General features: G+C 63.0%; 17 protein-coding genes and 1 tRNA gene. 12 read left to right on the forward strand and 6 right to left on the reverse strand.

All coding sequences use genetic code 11. The features are described from left to right. Positions 1–44 precede the first annotated feature (44 nt). On the forward strand, positions 45–752 hold the full coding sequence (locus G410_RS15095) for a DUF1013 domain-containing protein (protein WP_084488834.1): 708 nt from the start codon (positions 45–47) through the stop codon (positions 750–752). 272 nt (positions 753–1,024) lie between these two features. Next, positions 1,025–2,692, forward strand: a complete 1,668-nt coding sequence (locus G410_RS0100815; RefSeq protein ID WP_022671759.1) for a long-chain-fatty-acid--CoA ligase — start codon at positions 1,025–1,027, stop codon at positions 2,690–2,692. A gap of 228 nt (positions 2,693–2,920) precedes the next feature. Here G410_RS0100815 and G410_RS0100820 read toward each other — a convergent pair whose 3' ends face one another. The 3 genes from G410_RS0100820 to lipB are packed head-to-tail and all read right to left on the reverse strand — an operon-like array spanning position 2,921 to position 5,348. After that, a complete protein-coding gene (locus G410_RS0100820) occupies positions 2,921–4,285 on the reverse strand; it encodes an NAD-dependent succinate-semialdehyde dehydrogenase (RefSeq protein WP_022671760.1) in 1,365 nt (454 codons plus the stop codon). 57 nt (positions 4,286–4,342) lie between these two features. After that, a complete protein-coding gene (locus tag G410_RS0100825; protein WP_022671761.1) occupies positions 4,343–4,645 on the reverse strand; it encodes a hypothetical protein in 303 nt (100 codons plus the stop codon). A 22-nt stretch (positions 4,646–4,667) separates the two neighbouring features. Then, positions 4,668–5,348, reverse strand: a complete 681-nt coding sequence (gene lipB, locus G410_RS15100) for a lipoyl(octanoyl) transferase LipB (protein WP_022671762.1) — start codon at positions 5,346–5,348, stop codon at positions 4,668–4,670. A gap of 98 nt (positions 5,349–5,446) precedes the next feature. On the opposite strand from lipB, the gene G410_RS0100835 reads away from it, so the two are divergent. Then, positions 5,447–6,205 carry a DUF7847 domain-containing protein gene (locus G410_RS0100835; protein ID WP_156851809.1) on the forward strand — a complete coding sequence of 253 codons (759 nt, stop codon included), beginning with the start codon at positions 5,447–5,449 and terminating at the stop codon, positions 6,203–6,205. A gap of 49 nt (positions 6,206–6,254) precedes the next feature. Here G410_RS0100835 and hemF read toward each other — a convergent pair whose 3' ends face one another. Beyond that, complete coding sequence (hemF, locus tag G410_RS0100840; RefSeq protein ID WP_033317264.1) at positions 6,255–7,133, reverse strand: oxygen-dependent coproporphyrinogen oxidase; 879 nt, start codon at positions 7,131–7,133, stop codon at positions 6,255–6,257. 34 nt (positions 7,134–7,167) lie between these two features. Then, the gene (locus G410_RS0100845; protein ID WP_022671765.1) at positions 7,168–7,617 is read right to left on the reverse strand and encodes a tRNA (cytidine(34)-2'-O)-methyltransferase; all 450 of its coding nucleotides are present in this window, start codon (positions 7,615–7,617) and stop codon (positions 7,168–7,170) included. A 234-nt stretch (positions 7,618–7,851) separates the two neighbouring features. On the opposite strand from G410_RS0100845, the gene petA reads away from it, so the two are divergent. The 3 genes from petA to G410_RS0100860 are packed head-to-tail and all read left to right on the forward strand — an operon-like array spanning position 7,852 to position 10,615. After that, complete coding sequence (gene petA, locus G410_RS0100850; protein WP_022671766.1) at positions 7,852–8,418, forward strand: ubiquinol-cytochrome c reductase iron-sulfur subunit; 567 nt, start codon at positions 7,852–7,854, stop codon at positions 8,416–8,418. A 10-nt stretch (positions 8,419–8,428) separates the two neighbouring features. Next, the gene (locus G410_RS0100855) at positions 8,429–9,766 is read left to right on the forward strand and encodes a cytochrome b (protein ID WP_022671767.1); all 1,338 of its coding nucleotides are present in this window, start codon (positions 8,429–8,431) and stop codon (positions 9,764–9,766) included. Between the two features lie 18 nt (positions 9,767–9,784). Then, positions 9,785–10,615 carry a cytochrome c1 gene (locus G410_RS0100860; RefSeq protein ID WP_022671768.1) on the forward strand — a complete coding sequence of 277 codons (831 nt, stop codon included), beginning with the start codon at positions 9,785–9,787 and terminating at the stop codon, positions 10,613–10,615. Between the two features lie 113 nt (positions 10,616–10,728). Here the strand turns inward: G410_RS0100860 and G410_RS0100865 are convergent, their stop codons facing one another. Beyond that, positions 10,729–12,198: an FGGY family carbohydrate kinase gene (locus G410_RS0100865; protein ID WP_022671769.1), complete on the reverse strand. Its 1,470-nt coding sequence runs from the start codon at positions 12,196–12,198 to the stop codon at positions 10,729–10,731. A gap of 74 nt (positions 12,199–12,272) precedes the next feature. On the opposite strand from G410_RS0100865, the gene glpD reads away from it, so the two are divergent. From glpD to G410_RS0100895, 6 genes are all read left to right on the forward strand, one after another. Beyond that, positions 12,273–13,763, forward strand: a complete 1,491-nt coding sequence (gene glpD / locus G410_RS0100870) for a glycerol-3-phosphate dehydrogenase (protein ID WP_028970898.1) — start codon at positions 12,273–12,275, stop codon at positions 13,761–13,763. 36 nt (positions 13,764–13,799) lie between these two features. Beyond that, positions 13,800–13,873 (forward strand) — tRNA-Gly (locus G410_RS0100875). Between the two features lie 54 nt (positions 13,874–13,927). Continuing rightward, on the forward strand, positions 13,928–14,449 hold the full coding sequence (locus G410_RS0100880; protein ID WP_022671771.1) for a DUF421 domain-containing protein: 522 nt from the start codon (positions 13,928–13,930) through the stop codon (positions 14,447–14,449). Between the two features lie 169 nt (positions 14,450–14,618). Then, on the forward strand, positions 14,619–15,332 hold the full coding sequence (locus G410_RS17225; RefSeq protein WP_022671772.1) for an EF-hand domain-containing protein: 714 nt from the start codon (positions 14,619–14,621) through the stop codon (positions 15,330–15,332). A gap of 106 nt (positions 15,333–15,438) precedes the next feature. Further along, positions 15,439–16,155, forward strand: coding sequence for a response regulator (locus G410_RS0100890; protein WP_022671773.1), 717 nt, complete (start codon positions 15,439–15,441; stop codon positions 16,153–16,155). A gap of 5 nt (positions 16,156–16,160) precedes the next feature. Further along, on the forward strand, positions 16,161–17,567 hold the full coding sequence (locus G410_RS0100895; RefSeq protein WP_028970899.1) for a sensor histidine kinase: 1,407 nt from the start codon (positions 16,161–16,163) through the stop codon (positions 17,565–17,567). Positions 17,568–17,571 lie beyond the last annotated feature (4 nt).

Here is a 17,571-nt window from a genome sequence, read left to right on the forward strand (position 1 = left end):
TATTGTTTGGAGAAAATGCCGTGGCCCAGAATGTGGCTCCCTTGATGCCTCACGCGACCGCCGCCTGGCTGGTCGACAACACCTCGCTCGGATTCGATCAGATCGCGGAATTCTGCGGTCTGCACATCCTGGAAATCCAGGCGATGGCCGATGACATGACCAGCAGCAAATATACCGGCCGCGATCCGGTGCGTGCGGGTGAACTGACGCTGGAGGAAATCGAGCGCGGTCAGGCCGATGAGGAATATCGCCTCAAGATCCAGAAGGGCCCCGATCAGGTCCGCCGCACCAAGGGCCCGCGCTACACGCCGGTGTCCAAGCGGCAGGACAAGCCGGACGGCATTGCCTGGCTGCTGCGCAACCACCCCGAAATTTCGGACGCGCAGGTCTGCAAGCTGATCGGCACCACCCGCAACACGATTAACGCGATCCGTGAGCGCAGCCACTGGAACATCGCCGAGATCCAGCCCAAGGATCCGGTGACGCTGGGCCTGTGTTCGCAGCGCGAGCTGGACGCCGTGGTGTCCAAGGCCGCTAAGAAGGCCGGCATCGAAGAGCAGGGCGTCGACGAAGCCAAGCAGGGTGTCGACCGTGCCGCGCTGATCGAAGAGCTGCGCGCCGAACGGGCCGAGGAAAAGCGCGTGGCGGAAGAGGCCTTGCGTGAGGGCGAAGAGGGCGAGCAGGGCGATGCCGCGGAAGGCGAAGCCCCGCGCACCGAAGAGCTTACCGCAGAAAACCTCTTCAAACGCTGATAGAAAGGCGGGCGCCGGCCATGCGGCCTGTGGCGCCCGCCTTTATCTGAACATTCTGTATCTGAATATTCTGGCCCAAGCGGTTTGATCCGAAGGATCGGCCAGCGCTGGCCCAGTGTTGGCCCAGAGCTGGCAGACTGATCCCGCAGGCCGCTTCCCGGCGGCAAAAAAAACCCGTTTCAACGCCAATCGAACCCGCCCTGCCACCAGCAGGTTGCTCCGGTCGCTGGTCTCGCTTACACGCCTGTCAACAGCAGACAGCAGGAGTGGTTATGGCATCGGACAACAGCATCTGGAACGGTTCGAAATATCGCCACCCCAGCGCATGGGCGCAGGACTTTGCGCCGATGACGGTGCCGCAGATGTTCGCCGCGTCCGTGCGGGACCATCCCGATGCGCCGCTGGTCGATTTTCTGGGCCGCAAGTTCAGCTATTCCGCGCTGGCCGCCCGCGCCATGCAGGTGGCCGCCGGCCTGACCGATCTGGGCATGAAGCCCGGTGACCGCGTGGGCCTGTTCCTGCCCAATGTGCCCCATTATGTCGCGGCCTATTATGGCGCGATGATCGCGGGCATGGTGGTGGTGAACTTCTCGCCCCTCTACAGCGCGGCGGAGCTGGGCCATCAGGTGGAAGACAGCGGCACGCGGCTGCTCATCACCGTCGATGCCACGGCGCTGCTGCCCACCGCGCTGAAGGTGCTGGAAGAAAGCTCGCTCGAAAAACTGGTCGTCGGATCAGTGGCCGAGGGGCTGCCGACGGCCAAGGGTCTGGCCTATCGCCTGTTCAAGCGCGCCGATATCGCGGCGATCCCCAAGGACAAGGCGGTCACCCGCTGGTCCGATCTGATCGATAATCGCGGCGAATTTGCCGGCAATGACCCGAAGCCCGAAGACGTTGCCCTGCTGCAATATACCGGCGGCACTACCGGCACGCCCAAGGGGGCCATGCTGACGCATCAGAATCTGACCGCCAATGCGCGGCAGATCCAGATGATCGATCCGGGCACGGTGGCGGTGGACCGCATCATGGGCGTGCTGCCGCTGTTCCATGTGTTCGCCAATGCCTGCGTGCTCAACCGCACGGTGCTGCGCGGCGGCGAGATCGTGATGCTGCCGCGCTTCGATGCGGGCGATGCGCTGAAGGCGATCCAGCGCACCAAGCCGGTGTCCATGCCCGGCGTGCCGACCATGTATCAGGCGCTGCTCGATCATCCGGCCATCGGCAAGACCGATTTTACCTCGCTGCAATATTGCATTTCGGGCGGCGCGCCGCTGGCGCAGACGGTGAAGACGCGCTGGGAAGAGGCCACCGGATCGCAGTTGATCGAAGGCTATGGCCTGACCGAAAGCTCGGGCGTGGTGTCCAGCAATCCCTATATCGGGGCGGGCAAGATCGGCACCATCGGCCAGCCGATCCCCGGCACGCGCATTCGTCTGCTGGACAAGGAAGACCCCTCGAAGCCCGCGCCGGAGGGCGAGCCGGGCGAGCTGACCTTTGCCGGTCCGCAGGTGATGAAGGGCTATTGGCGGCGTCCCGATGCGGACGCCAAGGTGTTCGACGGGGAATTTCTGCGCACCGGAGATGTGGCGACCATCGACGAGGACGGCTTCGTCGCCATCGTCGATCGGCTGAAGGACATGATTTCGGTGGGCGGGTTCAAGGTGTTCCCCAGCCATATCGAGGATGTGCTCTACACCCATGAAGCGGTGCGCGATGCCCTCGTGATCGGTGTGCCGGACGATTATCATGGTGAGCTGCCCAAGGCGTTCGTGACGCTGAACGATGGGGCGGATGTCGATGGCCAGACGCTGATGGCCTGGCTCAATCCCAAGGTCGGCAAGCATGAGCGGGTGAACGCCGTGGTGGTACGCGACGAATTGCCCAAGACGATGATCGGCAAGCTGGATCGCAAGGCGCTGCGAGCCGAAGAGGGGGTTTGAACGGTTCTGGGTAGCGAGACCGGGCGTGCGCGCGGGCCTGATGGGAGGCCGCGCCATGGCAGCCTTCGCCGCCCGGCAGCGTTGCCATAACCGCTTGCCACGCTCTTAAGCAGATTTCATCGGCGCCGCAGATATTGGTGTCTGCGGCGCCGATGTAGGAAATTATATTGCGCGAGCGCGCAATCGATACGTGCTCACTTTGTCAACTTCGGACAGCTTTCGAAGCGTTCAGTCCGCGAACACCGTCTTGGCGTTCATGAACTCGTGCAGGCCGAAGGCGCTGAGCTCGCGGCCATAGCCGGAGCGTTTGATGCCGCCGAAGGGCGCTTCCGGAGACGATGCCAGAACCTTGTTGAAGGCGGTCATGCCGGATTCGATCTCATTGGCGAAGCGCTGCTGCTCGGCCTCGTCCTGCGTGAACACCGCCGAGCCAAGGCCATAGGGGGAGCGGTTGGCGATGCGGATCGCATCGTCGATATCGTCCGCCTTGAACACCATGGCGACGGGCCCGAACAGCTCCTCCTCCATCAGCGGGTTTTCGGTGGTCATGCCGCTGATGATGCCGGCGTTCATGAACGCCCCGCCGTCGCCCACGGCTTCGCCGCCAAACTCGACGGTGGCATCGGTGCCGCGCACCTTTTCCATCTGTTCCAGCACGGTATCGCGCTGCTCGAAGCTGGAGAGGGGGCCCATGTCGGTGCCCTCGTCGAACGGATCGCCCCAGCTTACCGCCTTCATGCCGGCGCGGAACCGCTCCATGAAGTCCTCATAGATATCCTCGTGCACGATCATGCGCTTGCCGCAGATACAGCTCTGTCCGGTATTCTGGATGCGCGCCTTCACCGCCTTTTCGGCCGCATCGGCGATATCGGCAGAGGGCATCACGATGAACGGATCGGATCCGCCCAGCTCCAGCACCATCTTCTTCAGCTGCTTGCCCGCCGTTTCGGCGACCGCAGAGCCGGCACCCTCGCTGCCGGTCAGCGTGGCCGCGACCACCCGGTCGTCTTCCAAAATAGCGGCGACCGCGCCGGACTTGATGACCAGGTTCTGAAACAGGCCCTCGGGCGCACCGGCCTCGCGGATGAGGCGGTCCATCATCTCGGCGCAGCCCATGGTGACGCTGGCATGCTTCAGCAAACCGACATTGCCGGCCATGATCGCGGGCGCGATGAAGCGCACCGCCTGCCAGAGCGGAAAGTTCCAGGGCATGACTGCCAGCACCGGGCCCATGGGCAGGTACCGGGTATAGACATTGCCCTCCGCCCGTCCCCAGCGGACGTCCTGCAACAGCGCGGGGCCATGTTCGGCATAGAAGCGGAAGGCGGTGGCGCATTTCTCGGCCTCAGCCTTGGCCGAGGCGAAGGTCTTGCCCATCTCCAAAGTGATCTGGCGGCCCAGCGCCTCGCTGTTTTTCTCGAACGCGTCGGCAATGGCGGAAAGCAGATCGGTCCGTGTCTTGTAGTCGGTCTTGCTCCAGCTGGCATAGGTTTCCGCCGCCTTGGCAAGCTTGGTCTCGATCTGCTCTGCGGTCAGCTCGCTATAGTCTTCGAGCGTTTCACCGGTGGCAGGATTGCTGGTCGTGATCGTCATATCTGGCTCCTGATCGCTTTGATGACCAAGCGTTGGAGCCAGCGGTTCGTTCCGCAGCTACTCGGCGTCGGGTTCGGCGGGCTCGGCATCGGCCGGTGCGCTGCCATCGGCGGACGTGCCGCCGCCGCTAGCTTCGGGATTGTCGCCAGCGGCTTCGGACGCAATTCCTTCCACCTCCGGCGCTTCGGACCGGATATCGTCGATCGAGATCATGTCATCGCTGATGGTGCCTTCCAGATCGTCGACATTGTTCATGACCGTTTCGGTCACCTCCTTGTCGGCGGGCGCGGCATCGGGTTTGTCGCCGCCACAGCCGGCCAGCAGGGCCAGCGCCGCGAGGGGCAGGATAGCGTCGCGCATGCTCTTCTCCGTCTATTATCCGTCAGTCGCCGACTGCGGCCAGAAAGCTGCCGAAATGCCGGCGCAGCGCAGCATCCAGATCGGCCATCCCCGCATCGATACCGAGCGCAGCCATGCTCGTCACCGGAAATTCACTGATGCCGCAGGGCACGATGCCGGCAAAGTGGCTCAGGTCCGGGTTCACATTCACCGCAAAGCCGTGCGCTGTGACCCAGCGGCGCACCCGCACGCCGATGGCGCCGATCTTGGCTTCGCGGCCCTGTGCATCGTCGCACCATATACCGATGCGGCCCTCGGCGCGGCGCGCGGCTATGCCGAATTCGCCGAGCGCGGCGATCACCCAGCCTTCCAGCGCGTGAACGAAGCAGCGCACGTCGCGCCCGCGCTCGTTGAGGTTGAGCATCACATAGCCCACCCGCTGGCCCGGCCCATGATAGGTATAGCGGCCACCGCGACCGCTATCGAAGACCGGAAACCGGTGTTGCAGAAGCTCGGCCGGGTCTGCGCTGGTCCCGGCGGTATACAGCGGTGGATGTTCCAGCAGCCAGATCAGCTCTTCGCCGCTGCCATCGCGAATCGCGGTCTGCCGTGCGTCCATGCGCGCCACGGCTTCGGGATAGGCGATGGGCCCGGTGGCCTCCTCCCATGCCACGCCGTTCGGCCGGTCATGACCCCCGGCCTGCAATTGATTGATCTTTTCCATCGAGCGTAGAAATGGACCGACGAACGGCGGGCGGCAAGCCTTGTCAGCACGCAGATGGCCGCTTAGAAATCGGCCAAGGAATGACAGGGATGGGACATATGGCAAAGAAGCTCGATTTTTCGGACGCGTGGAATGATGCGACCGGCCTGTTGAAGGCGCACAAGGAAGGCGTGCTGGCGATTGCCGGAGTGTTCCTGTTCCTGCCGCAAATCGCGATCGGCTATTTCGCCAGTGGGTTGGATGTCGAAGGCGTCAATGACTCTTCGCAGGTGGCGCAGATCTACGAAGCATGGTTTCTCGCCAATGGACTGTTCCTGTTTCTCGCCAGTGTCGTCTCGATGATCGGCTCGGTATCGCTGTATGTGATCTTTCTGCGCGGCAACCAGACCATCGGTCAGGCGATCTCGACCGGGCTGAAACTGTTCATCACCTATTTTCTGGTGGCGGTGCTGACCGCCATCGCCGTGGCGTTCGGTTTCGTTCTGTTGATCGTTCCCGGCATCTATTTCGCGGTGAAATTCTCGCTGGCACCGGCCGCGCTGGCTGCAGAGCATATCACCAACCCGATTGCGGCCATGAAGCGTTCCTGGGCGGCCACCAAGGGCAACAGCCTGCGCATATTTTTCCTGCTGCTGATTGTCGGCATCGTCGGGCTGATCGCCGTCATGGCCGTGTCCGCGGTGCTCGGCATTCCGGTCAGTCTGCTCCTGCCCACCGAGGCAGCCCTGTTCGTCAACAATATCATCAGCTCGCTCGCCGGTGCGATTTTCAGCGCGATCTTCATCGCCCTGTACGCCGCGATCTATCGGCAGCTGGCCGGCAGCTTCACCCGGCGCGAGCTGGAAGAGACGTTCTAGGCTGCTTTCTGTCTCACCCGGCCCGATGCAGCGCCGGGTGAAATAGGCCTTAGGTCCAGCGCGCTTCGGGCGGCAGGCTCATCAGGATCGCATCGATATTGCCGCCGGTCTTCAGGCCGAACAGCGTACCGCGATCATAGAGCAGGTTGAATTCGGCATAGCGCCCACGCCATTCCAGCATCTGCTGGCGGTCGGCCTCGTTCCAGGGCTCGTTCATCCGGCGTCGCACGATGGCGGGATAGACATCCAGAAACGCTTCGCCGACATCGCGGCTGAACTCAAAATTGCGATCGAACTGCGCCGCGCTGTCCGCTTCCAGATGGTCGTAGAATATCCCGCCGACGCCGCGATGCACCGCGCGATGGGGGATGTAGAAATAATCCTCCGCCCATTTGGCATAGCGCTCGTAGACGTCGGGGCCATAGGGGCTGCAGGCTGCGCGCAGGCGGGCATGGAAGCCATCCGTGTCTTCCTGCTTTGGAAGCGGTGGATTTAGGTCCGCGCCGCCGCCGAACCATTTCTTCGTGGTCGTCAAAAAGCGGGTGTTCATATGGACCGCGGGGACATGGGGGTTGGCCATATGGGCCACCAGGCTGATGCCGGTGGCCAGAAAGCTGGGGTCCTCCGCCGCGCCGTTGATTGATGCGGCGAAATCCGGATTGAACGTCCCACCCACGGTGGACACATTGACGCCGACCTTTTCGAATATCTTGCCCTTCATCATGCCGCGCACGCCGCCGCCGCCCGGCTGCCCATCCGGATCGTCGCGCTGCCAGGCGGTGTAGGCGAACGCCGCGTCCGAACCGGCCTCGCGCTCGATCGCCTCGAATTCGGCGCAGATGCGGTCGCGCAGCGCCTCGAACCAGTCGCGTGCCTGCTGCTGCTGACCGTCCAGGGTCAGGCCGGTGGTGTCTGGGGAATGGGGCATGCGGATCCTCGTGGCATTCATGGAAGCCAGCGCTTCAGGGCAACTGGCCGGTCTGGCGTAGCGCCTCGGCCAGCGCGATGCCAGCCGAGACGGCCAGATTCAGTGAGCGCAGATCGGCGCGCATGGGAATGCGCACCGCAGCATCCGCACGCGTTCGCACATCTTCCGGCACGCCGGCACTTTCCGAACCGAAGAGAAGCTGATCGTCCGCTTCAAAGGCAAAGTCGTAAAGCGATCCGCTTGCCTTGCTGCTGAGCAGGACAAGGCGGCCGGGGGCCGGTGCAGCGCGAAACACCTCCCAATCGGCATGCCGCGCCACATGGGCGAGAGCAGCATAATCCATGCCTGCGCGTTTCAGGGCGCGGTCCGAGAAGGGAAAGCCGCAAGGCTCGATAATATCGCACGGCACGCCAAAACAGGCGGACAGCCGCAAGATGGTGCCGACATTGCCGGCGATGTCCGGCTGGAAGAGAGCGATGCGCATCGCCGGGTCATAAGCGAAAGCCGATGGCGACGTAAGCCCGCCGGGCTGTCCCCAATGGCGCCCGTAACGCGATCATGCCGTTCAGAAAAAGCGGTTGGCAGGTTGGGCAGGCCCGGCTATCAGACCCGCTGAATCGAAGCGCTGGATCGACGAACCGATCCGCCTCGGGCCTCAGGGTAGGATGGATCTTCCCGGCGGCGTCAGGTCAGGCGCGCAACTTTGCAAGGGTATCGCATGGCAACGGTCGAGCAGGCTGATCCGGTCCTGAAAGAAGACGGCGAAGGCGTCCGCCGCCGCGATTTTATCAATATCGCAGCATTGGGCGTCGCTGGCGTCGGAGCCACCATCGCGGTTATCCCGCTGGTCAACCAGATGAACCCCAGCGCCGATGTGCGGGCGCTGTCTTCGGTGGATATCGATATTTCCTCCATCCAGCCCGGCCAGGCGATCAAGTCCACCTGGCGCAAGCAGCCGATTTTCGTGCGCAATCTGACGCCGAAGGAAATTGCCGAGGCGAACGCCGTCAATGTGTCGACCTTGCGCGATCCGCAGACGCTGGCCGAGCGGACCGAAGAAGGGCACGAGAACTGGCTGATCACGCTGGCCGTCTGCACCCATCTCGGATGCATTCCGCTGGGCGCGGGCGAGGGCGAGAACAAGGGTGCGTTCGGCGGTTATTTCTGCCCGTGCCACGGTTCGTCCTACGACACCGCGGCGCGCATCCGGCAGGGGCCCGCTCCGCGCAATCTGGAAGTGCCACCCTATACTTTTACCTCCGACACCGTCGTGCAGATAGGCTGAGGATCCGACCATGAGCTTTCCCTGGGCCAAACATTATGAACCCAAGAATCCGGCCATGCGCTGGATCGACGAGCGTCTGCCGCTGCCGCGGCTGGTGTACAGCGCCGTCGGTGCTGGCTATCCGGTGCCGCGCAACCTGAACTATTTCTGGAATTTCGGCGTGCTCGCCGGTGTTGCGCTGGTGGTGCAGATCATCACCGGCGTCATCCTCGCGATGCATTACACCGCGAATATCGACACCGCTTTCAACAGCGTTGAAGCCATCATGCGCGATGTAAATTCCGGCTGGCTGATGCGCTATGCGCACGCCAACGGCGCAAGCTTCTTCTTCATCGTGGTCTATATCCATATCTTCCGCGGCCTGTTCTACGGGAGCTACAAGGCCCCGCGCGAGATGATCTGGCTGCTCGGTCTTGTCATCTTCCTGCTGATGATGGCCACCGCCTTCATGGGTTATGTGCTTCCCTGGGGTCAGATGAGCTTCTGGGGTGCGCAGGTGATTACGGGCTTCTTCTCCGCCATTCCGGTGGTGGGTGAGCCGATCCGCCAGTGGCTGCTGGGCGGCTTCGTGCCGGATCAGGCAACGCTGAACCGCTTCTTCTCGCTGCATTATCTGCTGCCGTTCGTGATCGCCGGCACCATCATCCTGCACATCTGGGCGCTGCATATTCCGGGTTCCAACAACCCGACCGGCGTGAGCGTGAAGGGGCCGCAGGATACCGTGCCCTTCCACCCTTATTACACGGCGAAGGATGGTTTCGGCCTGGGCGTGTTCCTCATCCTGTTCTCGTTCATGGTGTTTTTCCTGCCGAACGCGCTTGGCCATGCGGACAATTACATCGCGGCCAATCCGCTTTCCACGCCTGCGCATATCGTGCCGGAATGGTATTTCTGGCCCTTCTACGCCATCCTGCGTGCGTTCACCGTCGATCTTAGCTTCTTCGGACTGTTCACGATCGTCGAGGCGAAGCTGCTGGGCGTGATTGCGATGTTCGCATCGATTCTGATCCTTTTCTTCCTGCCCTGGCTGGACAACAGCCCGGTGCGGTCCGGCAATTATCGGCCGAAGTTCAAGATCGCCTTCATCATCCTGGTGTTGGACGTGCTGGTGCTGGGTTTCTGCGGGCAAATGCCGGCAGAGGAACCATGGGTTATGCTGAGCCAGCTTGCCGCGGCTTACTATTTTGCGCATTTCCTGATCGTGCTGCCGCTGATCTCGCATTTCGAAAAGCCGTTGCCACTGCCGGGTTCGATCACAGAAGCGGTGCTCAACAAACATCGCATCAAGGGCGAGCGCGACGCGCTCCCGGGCATGGGTAGCGCCACCCAGCCGCAGCCGGCCGAATAAGAGGATCGACGACTTCCGATGAAAATCATTCTCAATCTGATAGGCGCGTTCTTCGTCGCTATTCTGGTCTGGTCGTTCGGCGCCGGAGCGGTGGAATATCTGACCTCGTCGCATGAGGAGAGCGTGGAGCATAAGTTTCATGAGGAACCTTTGGACGTCAGTTTTCCCAGCGATGGTGCACTCGGCACGTTCGACAAGGCGCAGCTGCAGCGCGGCCTGAAGGTTTTCCGTGAAGTCTGCGCGGCATGCCACAGTCTCAACCAGGTGGCGTTCCGCAGCCTGACCGATCTTGGCTATTCCGAGGATCAGGCGAAGACCATTGCGGCCGAATGGCCCATCGAGACACCTTCGATCAATCCGGAAACCGGAGAGGCGGCCACGCGCCCCTCCTTGCCGATCGATCATTTTCCCGCGCCTTATCCCAATGTGGTTGCAGCGCGCGCGGCGAACAACAATGCGGTTCCGCCGGATCTGTCGCTGATCACCAAGGCGCGCGAGGGCGGCGCACCTTATGTCTACTCGCTGCTTATCGGTTATCGTCCCGTGCCGGCAGACTTGCCGGAGGCAAACCGTCCGTCGACTGGCCTCTACTACAATCCCTGGTTTGCGAACCTGAACCTGGCGATGCCCGCACCGCTGACAAGCGCCGGTCAGGTAACCTATGATGATGGCACGGAAGCCAGCCTGCCCCAGATGGCAAAGGACGTCACGGCGTTCCTGATCTGGACGGCAGAACCAACGCTGCCCGCACGCAAGCAGACGGGCTGGGCGGTGATCCTGTTCCTCATCCTTGCGACCGGGCTGGGTTATATGGCGTATCGCAATGTCTGGATCGATCAGAAGCACTGACAGCCGCAGGCACTTCGTTATTTCCGATATGAAAAAGGGGCCATCTGGCCCCTTTTTTGCGCATGGCCATGTGCCATTCGCTTGTGGGCTGCAAAGGCCTCCGATGACGTGGTTCAGTCGAGCACGCGATGCAGCGCTTCATGCCACTGTTCCAGACGCAGGTCCCGCGCGCTGGCAGCCATGGCTGGTTCGAAACATTCGACATCACCACGCATAGAATTAGTCGCTTCTTCCAGATGCACGCACAGATCGATTCCGCATGACGCCAGCATGGCGGCGCCGAGCGCGGTGGTTTCCAGAAAGGCAGGGCGTTCCACCGGCAAATCCAGAATGTTGGCGATATCCTGCGCCATCCAGTCATTGGCCGCCATGCCGCCGTCGATGCTGAAACTGGTCCAGGCTGCTCCATCGGCAGCGAATGCCGTCTGCAGATCATAGGTCTGATGCGCCATCGACTCCAGGGCGGCGCGGGCAAGATGGGCGGACCCGGTCGAGAAATCGAGCCCGTCGATCAACCCCCGCGCATCCGGCCGCCAATGTGGCGCGCCGAGCCCAGACAGGGCCGGCACGATCACCACCCCGCCATTATCCGGCACGGACGCCGCCAGCTGCGCCGTTTCCGCCGCCGTCTGCAGGATGCCAAGTCCATCGCGCATCCACTGGATCAGGCTGCCTGCCACGAAGACGGAGCCTTCCAATGCATAATGCCGCACGTCATTTTCCTGGAACAGGACGGTGCTGAGCAATCGGTTCGCGGATGTGGGCACCGCCGTGCCGCTGTTGGACAAGATGAACGCGCCCGTGCCGAAGGTGGCCTTGGTTTCACCCGTCGTCAGCCGCGCTTGCCCGATCGTGGCGGCCTGTTGATCGCCGGCCATGCCGCAGATCGGCAGGGCCACACTGAACAGGCCTGGCTGGGTCTTGGCATAGCAACCATAGCTGTCCACGATCGCCGGAAGGGCGGTTTCGGGCACGCCGAAGAGATCGAGCATCTCCGGATCCCAGTCTTGCCCGTCCAAAGCCATCAGCGATGTGCGACTGGCATTGGAGGCATCGCTGATGTGCAGTCCACCGGTCAGCTTGTAGCATAGCCAGCTCTCGATGGTGCCGAACATCAGGCGATCGCCGGCAGCGGCCACGGTGTCGATATGATCGATCATCCAGCGCATCTTGGCTGCGGAAAAATAAGGATCGAGCAACAAGCCCGTGCGGGCCTGCACCAGCGGTTCCTTGCCGGCCGCCTTCAGCTCTGCGCAGCGGTCCGCCGTGCGGCGGTCCTGCCAGATGATTGCGCGCGTCAGCGGCTCCCCGGTGGCGCTGTCCCACGCCACCACCGTCTCGCGCTGGTTGGTAATGCCGATTGCGCCGATCTCACGTGCCCCGCCGCTGCGCGCGATCACGGCCTGGCAGCAGGCAAGGGTCTTCTCCCAGATTTCCCGCGCATCCTGTTCCACACGGCCAGGGGCGGGAAAGAAGGTCTTGATCACCGCCTGCTCGCTGTCCAGACATTGTCCCGTGCGCGAAAACAGCATCGCCCGCGTCGAGGTCGTGCCCTCATCGATCACCAGTACCTTGTCGCTCATCTCAGCCCCTGTTCGCTGCGGACGTGTGCGTCGCGAGGGATCGTAACATCGGACGCTGCAAAGGAAAGCATGGCATGCTAAAGGCTTTACCGATGTACGATCTGGCAATTATCGGCGGCGGTGTGAACGGGTGCGGCATCGCGCGTGATGCGGCTGGGCGGGGCCTGCGCGTCCTCCTGTTGGAAAAGGATGATCTGGCGGCGCATACAAGCTCTGCCGCCACCAAGCTGATCCATGGCGGTCTGCGCTATCTGGAGCAGAATGAGTTTCGCCTGGTCCGCAAGGCGCTGAAAGAGCGCGAAGTGCTATTGCGCGCCGCGCCGCACATTATCTGGCCGCTGCGATTTGTTCTGCCGGTCGATAAAGGCATGCGGCCTGCGTGGCTGCTGCGTACCGGCCTGTTCCTGTACGATCATCTGGGCGGGCGGGAGCTGTTGCCCGCCACGCAGACGCATGATCTGCGCACATCGCCGCTTGGCGCGCCGCTGGAAGACCGTCTGACGCGCGGGTTCAGCTATTCCGACTGTTGGGTGGAAGATTCGCGGCTGGTGGTGCTGAACGCCGTCGATGCGCGGGAGCGTGGCGCGGACATTCGGACCCGCACCGCTTGCACCGGCTTGGAACGCCGCGTGGACCGCTGGGTCGTGTCGGCCGGGGAGCAGCGGTTCGAGGCGCGGGCGCTGGTGAACGCCGCCGGTCCTTGGGCAGATGTCGTCGCCGGTCTGGCAGAGCCGCAAGGCGGCCATGCGCTGAGGCTCGTCAAGGGCAGCCATATCGTGGTGCGCAAGGCCTATGAGGGGGATCAGGCCTATATCTTCCAGAACGGCGATGGCCGGGTGATCTTTGCCATTCCTTATGAGCATGACTTCACGCTGATCGGCACCACCGACCGACCTCATGAGGAACCCGGCGTTCCGCCGCAGGCCAGCGAGGAGGAAATCACCTATCTGATCGATGCCGTGAACGATTATCTTGCGCAGGACCTGACGCGCGATGATGTGGTCTGGACCTATAGCGGCGTGCGGCCCCTCTATGACGATCATGAGGCCGATGCATCCGACGTTACCCGGGACTATGTTCTGAAGCTGACAGAGACCGGCGGAGCGCCCATATTGTCGGTGCTGGGCGGCAAGCTGACGACCTATCGGGTGCTTGCGCAGGATGCCTTGGGTCAACTGGCGCCTCTGCTCGACTGCAAGGCAACGCAATGGACCGCCGATGCCGTCTTGCCGGGCGGAGACTTTCCGGTGGACGGCTACAAGGCGCTGGCGGATGATTATGCCAGGCGCTGGCCGTGGCTCGACCGTGCGGTTTCTGCCCGCTACGCCCGGCTTTACGGCACCCGCGCCACCATCTTCATGAACGGCGCGTCGGGCGTGCAGGATATGGGCCGCCACTTCGGCGCGGGCCTGTTCGCCCGCGAGGCACGCTATCTGGTAACCGAGGAATTTGCCCGCAGTGCTGACGACATTTTGTGGCGACGCACCAAATTGGGTCTGCATCTGAGCGCGGAACAACGGGCCAAATTCGCGGCCTGGTTCGACGAGGCATTGAAGCCCGATTGACGAATGGGTGATGCGCTGGCAGAAGCGACGCCGCACGCGGGTATAGCTTAGTGGTAAAGCCCTAGCCTTCCAAGCTAGTTATGCGGGTTCGATTCCCGCTACCCGCTCCATCCTCCGTTACAATGCGTGCGCGGTATAGTCTTGTAGAAAGACCCTCTGAATCGATGTTCTTTCCAGATGACATTTTGCTCGATGTGGCGGTGCGCGGCATCGTTCTGACCGTTGTTGCATTGATCTTCGTGGTCTTCACGATTCGCATCGTGGGGCTGCGCAGTCTTTCCAAGATGACGAACTTCGATTTCGTATCGACGGTTGCCACCGGCTCGCTCCTCGCCAGCGCCGCAACGGTCAGTGAATGGCCGGCGTTCATCCAGTGCCTTGTGGCGATCATGTTCCTGTTCGTGGCACAATATGTGCTCGCCAAGATGCGCAAGAGCACGGACAATGTCGAAAATGTGCTCAGCAACAAACCGATGCTGCTGATGCGCGATGGCGTGATGGATGAGGCCGCGCTGAAGTCAGCCCGGGTCACCAAGAGCGACGTCATCGCCAAGCTTCGGGAAAGCAACGCGCTGAGCCTCGACAAGGTGCGTGCCGTCGTGCTGGAATCGACCGGCGATATCTCCGTGCTGCATGGCGACACTTTCGATGATCGCCTGCTGGACAATGTGCAGGGATTCGACTGAACCCTGCCGGCTGGATGAACGGTTCGCCGGCGCGTTACATTTTGCTACAAATCAAGCGATGCCCCGGCACATGTTCGGGACAAACAGGGCCTATCTCCATGATCATGGCGGGACCGCTTCTATCCGGAAGCCACCGTCGCACGATATGATCAGAACGGAGTAGACCATCATGAAAACGTCTTTCTTTTTCGCCGGTGCAGCCATGCTGGCACTTGGCACGGCCGCGGTCGCGCAGTCCGGCGGCGAGCGTAGCGGCCCCACCACGCGCAGCGAGGTGATCGCCAAGGTCGACGCTCGATTTGCCAAAATGGATGCCAATGGCGATGGCGTGGTGAACGAAGCCGACCGGGCGGCGCGGCAGGCGCAGCGTTTTGCAAAGCTCGATACCAATAATGACGGGGAACTGACGCCCGAGGAATTGCGGGCCGGACGCGAGATGCGTCATGACCAAATGCGCGAACGCCGCGCCGATCGCCCCGCGCCGACGGTCGAACAGCAGCAGAAATGGGCCGACGCCCGAGCAAAGCGCGCCGGAAAAGGTGGGGATCGCACCGCCCGCATGGCCGAACGCTTCGCCGCGCGCGATGGGGATGGCAATGGCAAGCTGAGCCTCGCCGAATTTTCAGCGCGCCCTGATCGCGCCGATCGCCCGGCCAGCAAGCGTGCCGGTCATCGCGGCCATCATCGTGGCGGAAAAGGCATGATGAACAGGGCCGATGCCAATAGCGATGGGACGATTTCCATCGAAGAAATGCGCACGGCGGCTCTTGCGCGTTTCGACAAGGTCGATAGGGACGGCGACGGAACAATATCCGCCGCCGAGCGGCAGGCTGCCCGTGACGCGCGAAAGGCGCGGCGCCAGGCTGCCAGCCAGGACGGCTGAACGAGACCGGTGTCCGCTCATCCTCCCCCCGAGTGTGGCATCGGGAGGGGTACGGTCAACTCTTCGGAGGGACGCCGTGCCCCTCAACCCATGGTGGAGCGCTGATATGTCCGGCCGTCCGCATTTGCTGTTGATCGATGACGAAACCTCGATCCGCGATCCCCTGGCGCGCTATCTGGAGCGGCAGGGTTTTCGCGTTACCGAGGCCGAAAGCGCGGCCAGCGGCCGGTCCGCCCTCGGTGCCTATGGCATCGATCTGGTCTTGCTTGATATCATGATGCCCGGCGAGGACGGCCTCAGCCTGACGCGGCATATCCGCGCGCATGGCGAGATGCCGGTGATCCTCCTGACGGCACGATCGGAAGAGACCGACCGGATCGTCGGGTTGGAAATGGGCGCCGATGATTATGTCGTGAAGCCGTTCAGCCCGCGTGAGCTGGTGGCACGGATCAAGACCATCCTGCGCCGCGCCGCGCAGGGCGTTCGCGTGGAAAGTGGGGACAGCACCGATTATCGCTTTGCCGGCTGGACCCTGAAAACCGCCGAGCAGGAGCTTTATGCCGCGGACGGCACGTTGGTGCCGATTTCCAGCGGAGAATATCGGTTGATCGAGGCCCTGGTGCAGCGGCCGGGCCAGGTGCTCAGCCGCGACCAGCTGCTGGATCTGACCCAGGGGCGGGAGGCCGGCCCGTTCGACCGCGCAATCGACAACCAGATCAGCCGCCTGCGCAAGAAAATCGAAGTCGATCCGAAAAACCCTGTGCTGATCAAAACCGTGTGGGGCGGCGGTTATCGGCTGGCCACCGAGGTGCGGACCGGGTGAATGTCTTGCAGCGCCTGTGGCCGCGTACGCTGGTTGGCCAGATCCTGCTGGCCGCAGCGCTGGCGCTCGGTCTGGCGCAGACGGTGAATTTCGTGCTGCTGCTGCGCAGCATAGAGACGCAGGCCATTGGGCAGGCATCGGCTTTTGCCGGGGGCCGTCTGATCTTTGTCGCCAGTGACGACCGGCGGGCCCAGCGCATGCAGCGCCGCGCCGATCGGCCACCGCAGCGCCGTGGTGGTGAAGGCGTTCGGCGCCGCAATAGCACCCTGTTCAGCAGCACGCCGCCGGCTGTGGCGGGCGAATCACAGCCCGACGCTGCGCTGCGCATCATGGACGCGGCGCGCCAGAACGATGTGCAGTTTCAGGCGGTGCGCGTCACGCTGGCCGATCGCGCGGATGTTCCGCCCCCCATGCGCCGGCGGGATGGACCGCAGGCAGGGCTGCGCGATCGATTGAGGCCCGGTGCCGCGCCAGCCAGGCGTTCCTTGGTCGTGTCGGCACAGCTTGGCTCCGGGCAGTGGGTCAGCACCGCCTCCGCCCTGCCGCAGCGCGGTGCGCCGGTGATAGGCTGGCTGATCGGGCAAACGCTGATCCTGTATCTCGCCATTCTCCTGCCGCTCGCCTTTATCGCGCACCGGGTAACGCGGCCTCTGCGCACGCTGACGGGGCGCGCCAATGCGTTCAGCGCCGAAAGCGTCCATGCCCCACTGGCCGAGAAAGGGCCCGAGGATATCCGCAATCTCATTGCAGCGATCAACGCGATGGAGGGGCGCGTGACCGCCCTTATCGGCGAAAAGGACGTGATGCTGGGCGCCATCGGCCATGATCTGAAGACGCCGCTGGCCGCGCTGCGCGTGCGGATCGAATCGGTCGATGACGATGAGGAGCGTGAACGCATGGCGGCCTCCATCGATGAGATGGTGGGCATTCTCGACGATATCCTTGTGCTGGCGCGGCTCGGCCGGTCGGGCGAGGCGCTGCGCCGCACCGATCTGACGGCGCTGACCGAAACCGTGGTGGCGGAGTTTGTCGATCGCGGCGGTGCGGCAACGCTGGCCGATGCCAGCGGGCTGGTGATCGCGGACATACGCCCCGTCCTCATCCGCCGCGCCTTGCGCAACTTGATTGGAAATGCGCTGAAATATGGCGGTGTTGCCCGCGTCCACGTGGCGCGCGACCGTGGCAGTGTTTGCGTGACGATCGACGATGATGGGCCGGGCATCGACCAGGCCGCAATCGAAACGATGTTCGAACCTTTTGTCCGTGCCGAGGCGTCGCGCAACCGGGCGACCGGGGGCAGCGGCCTGGGATTGACCATCGCGCGCGCCATTGCGCGGCAGCATGGCGGCGCCGTGACGCTGGTAAACCGGCCGGGCGGCGGGCTGACGGCGCGGCTGAGCCTACCTGGATGATCGG

This window comes from Novosphingopyxis baekryungensis DSM 16222, from assembly GCF_000420305.1.
Taxonomy (GTDB): Bacteria; Pseudomonadota; Alphaproteobacteria; order Sphingomonadales; family Sphingomonadaceae; genus Novosphingopyxis; species Novosphingopyxis baekryungensis.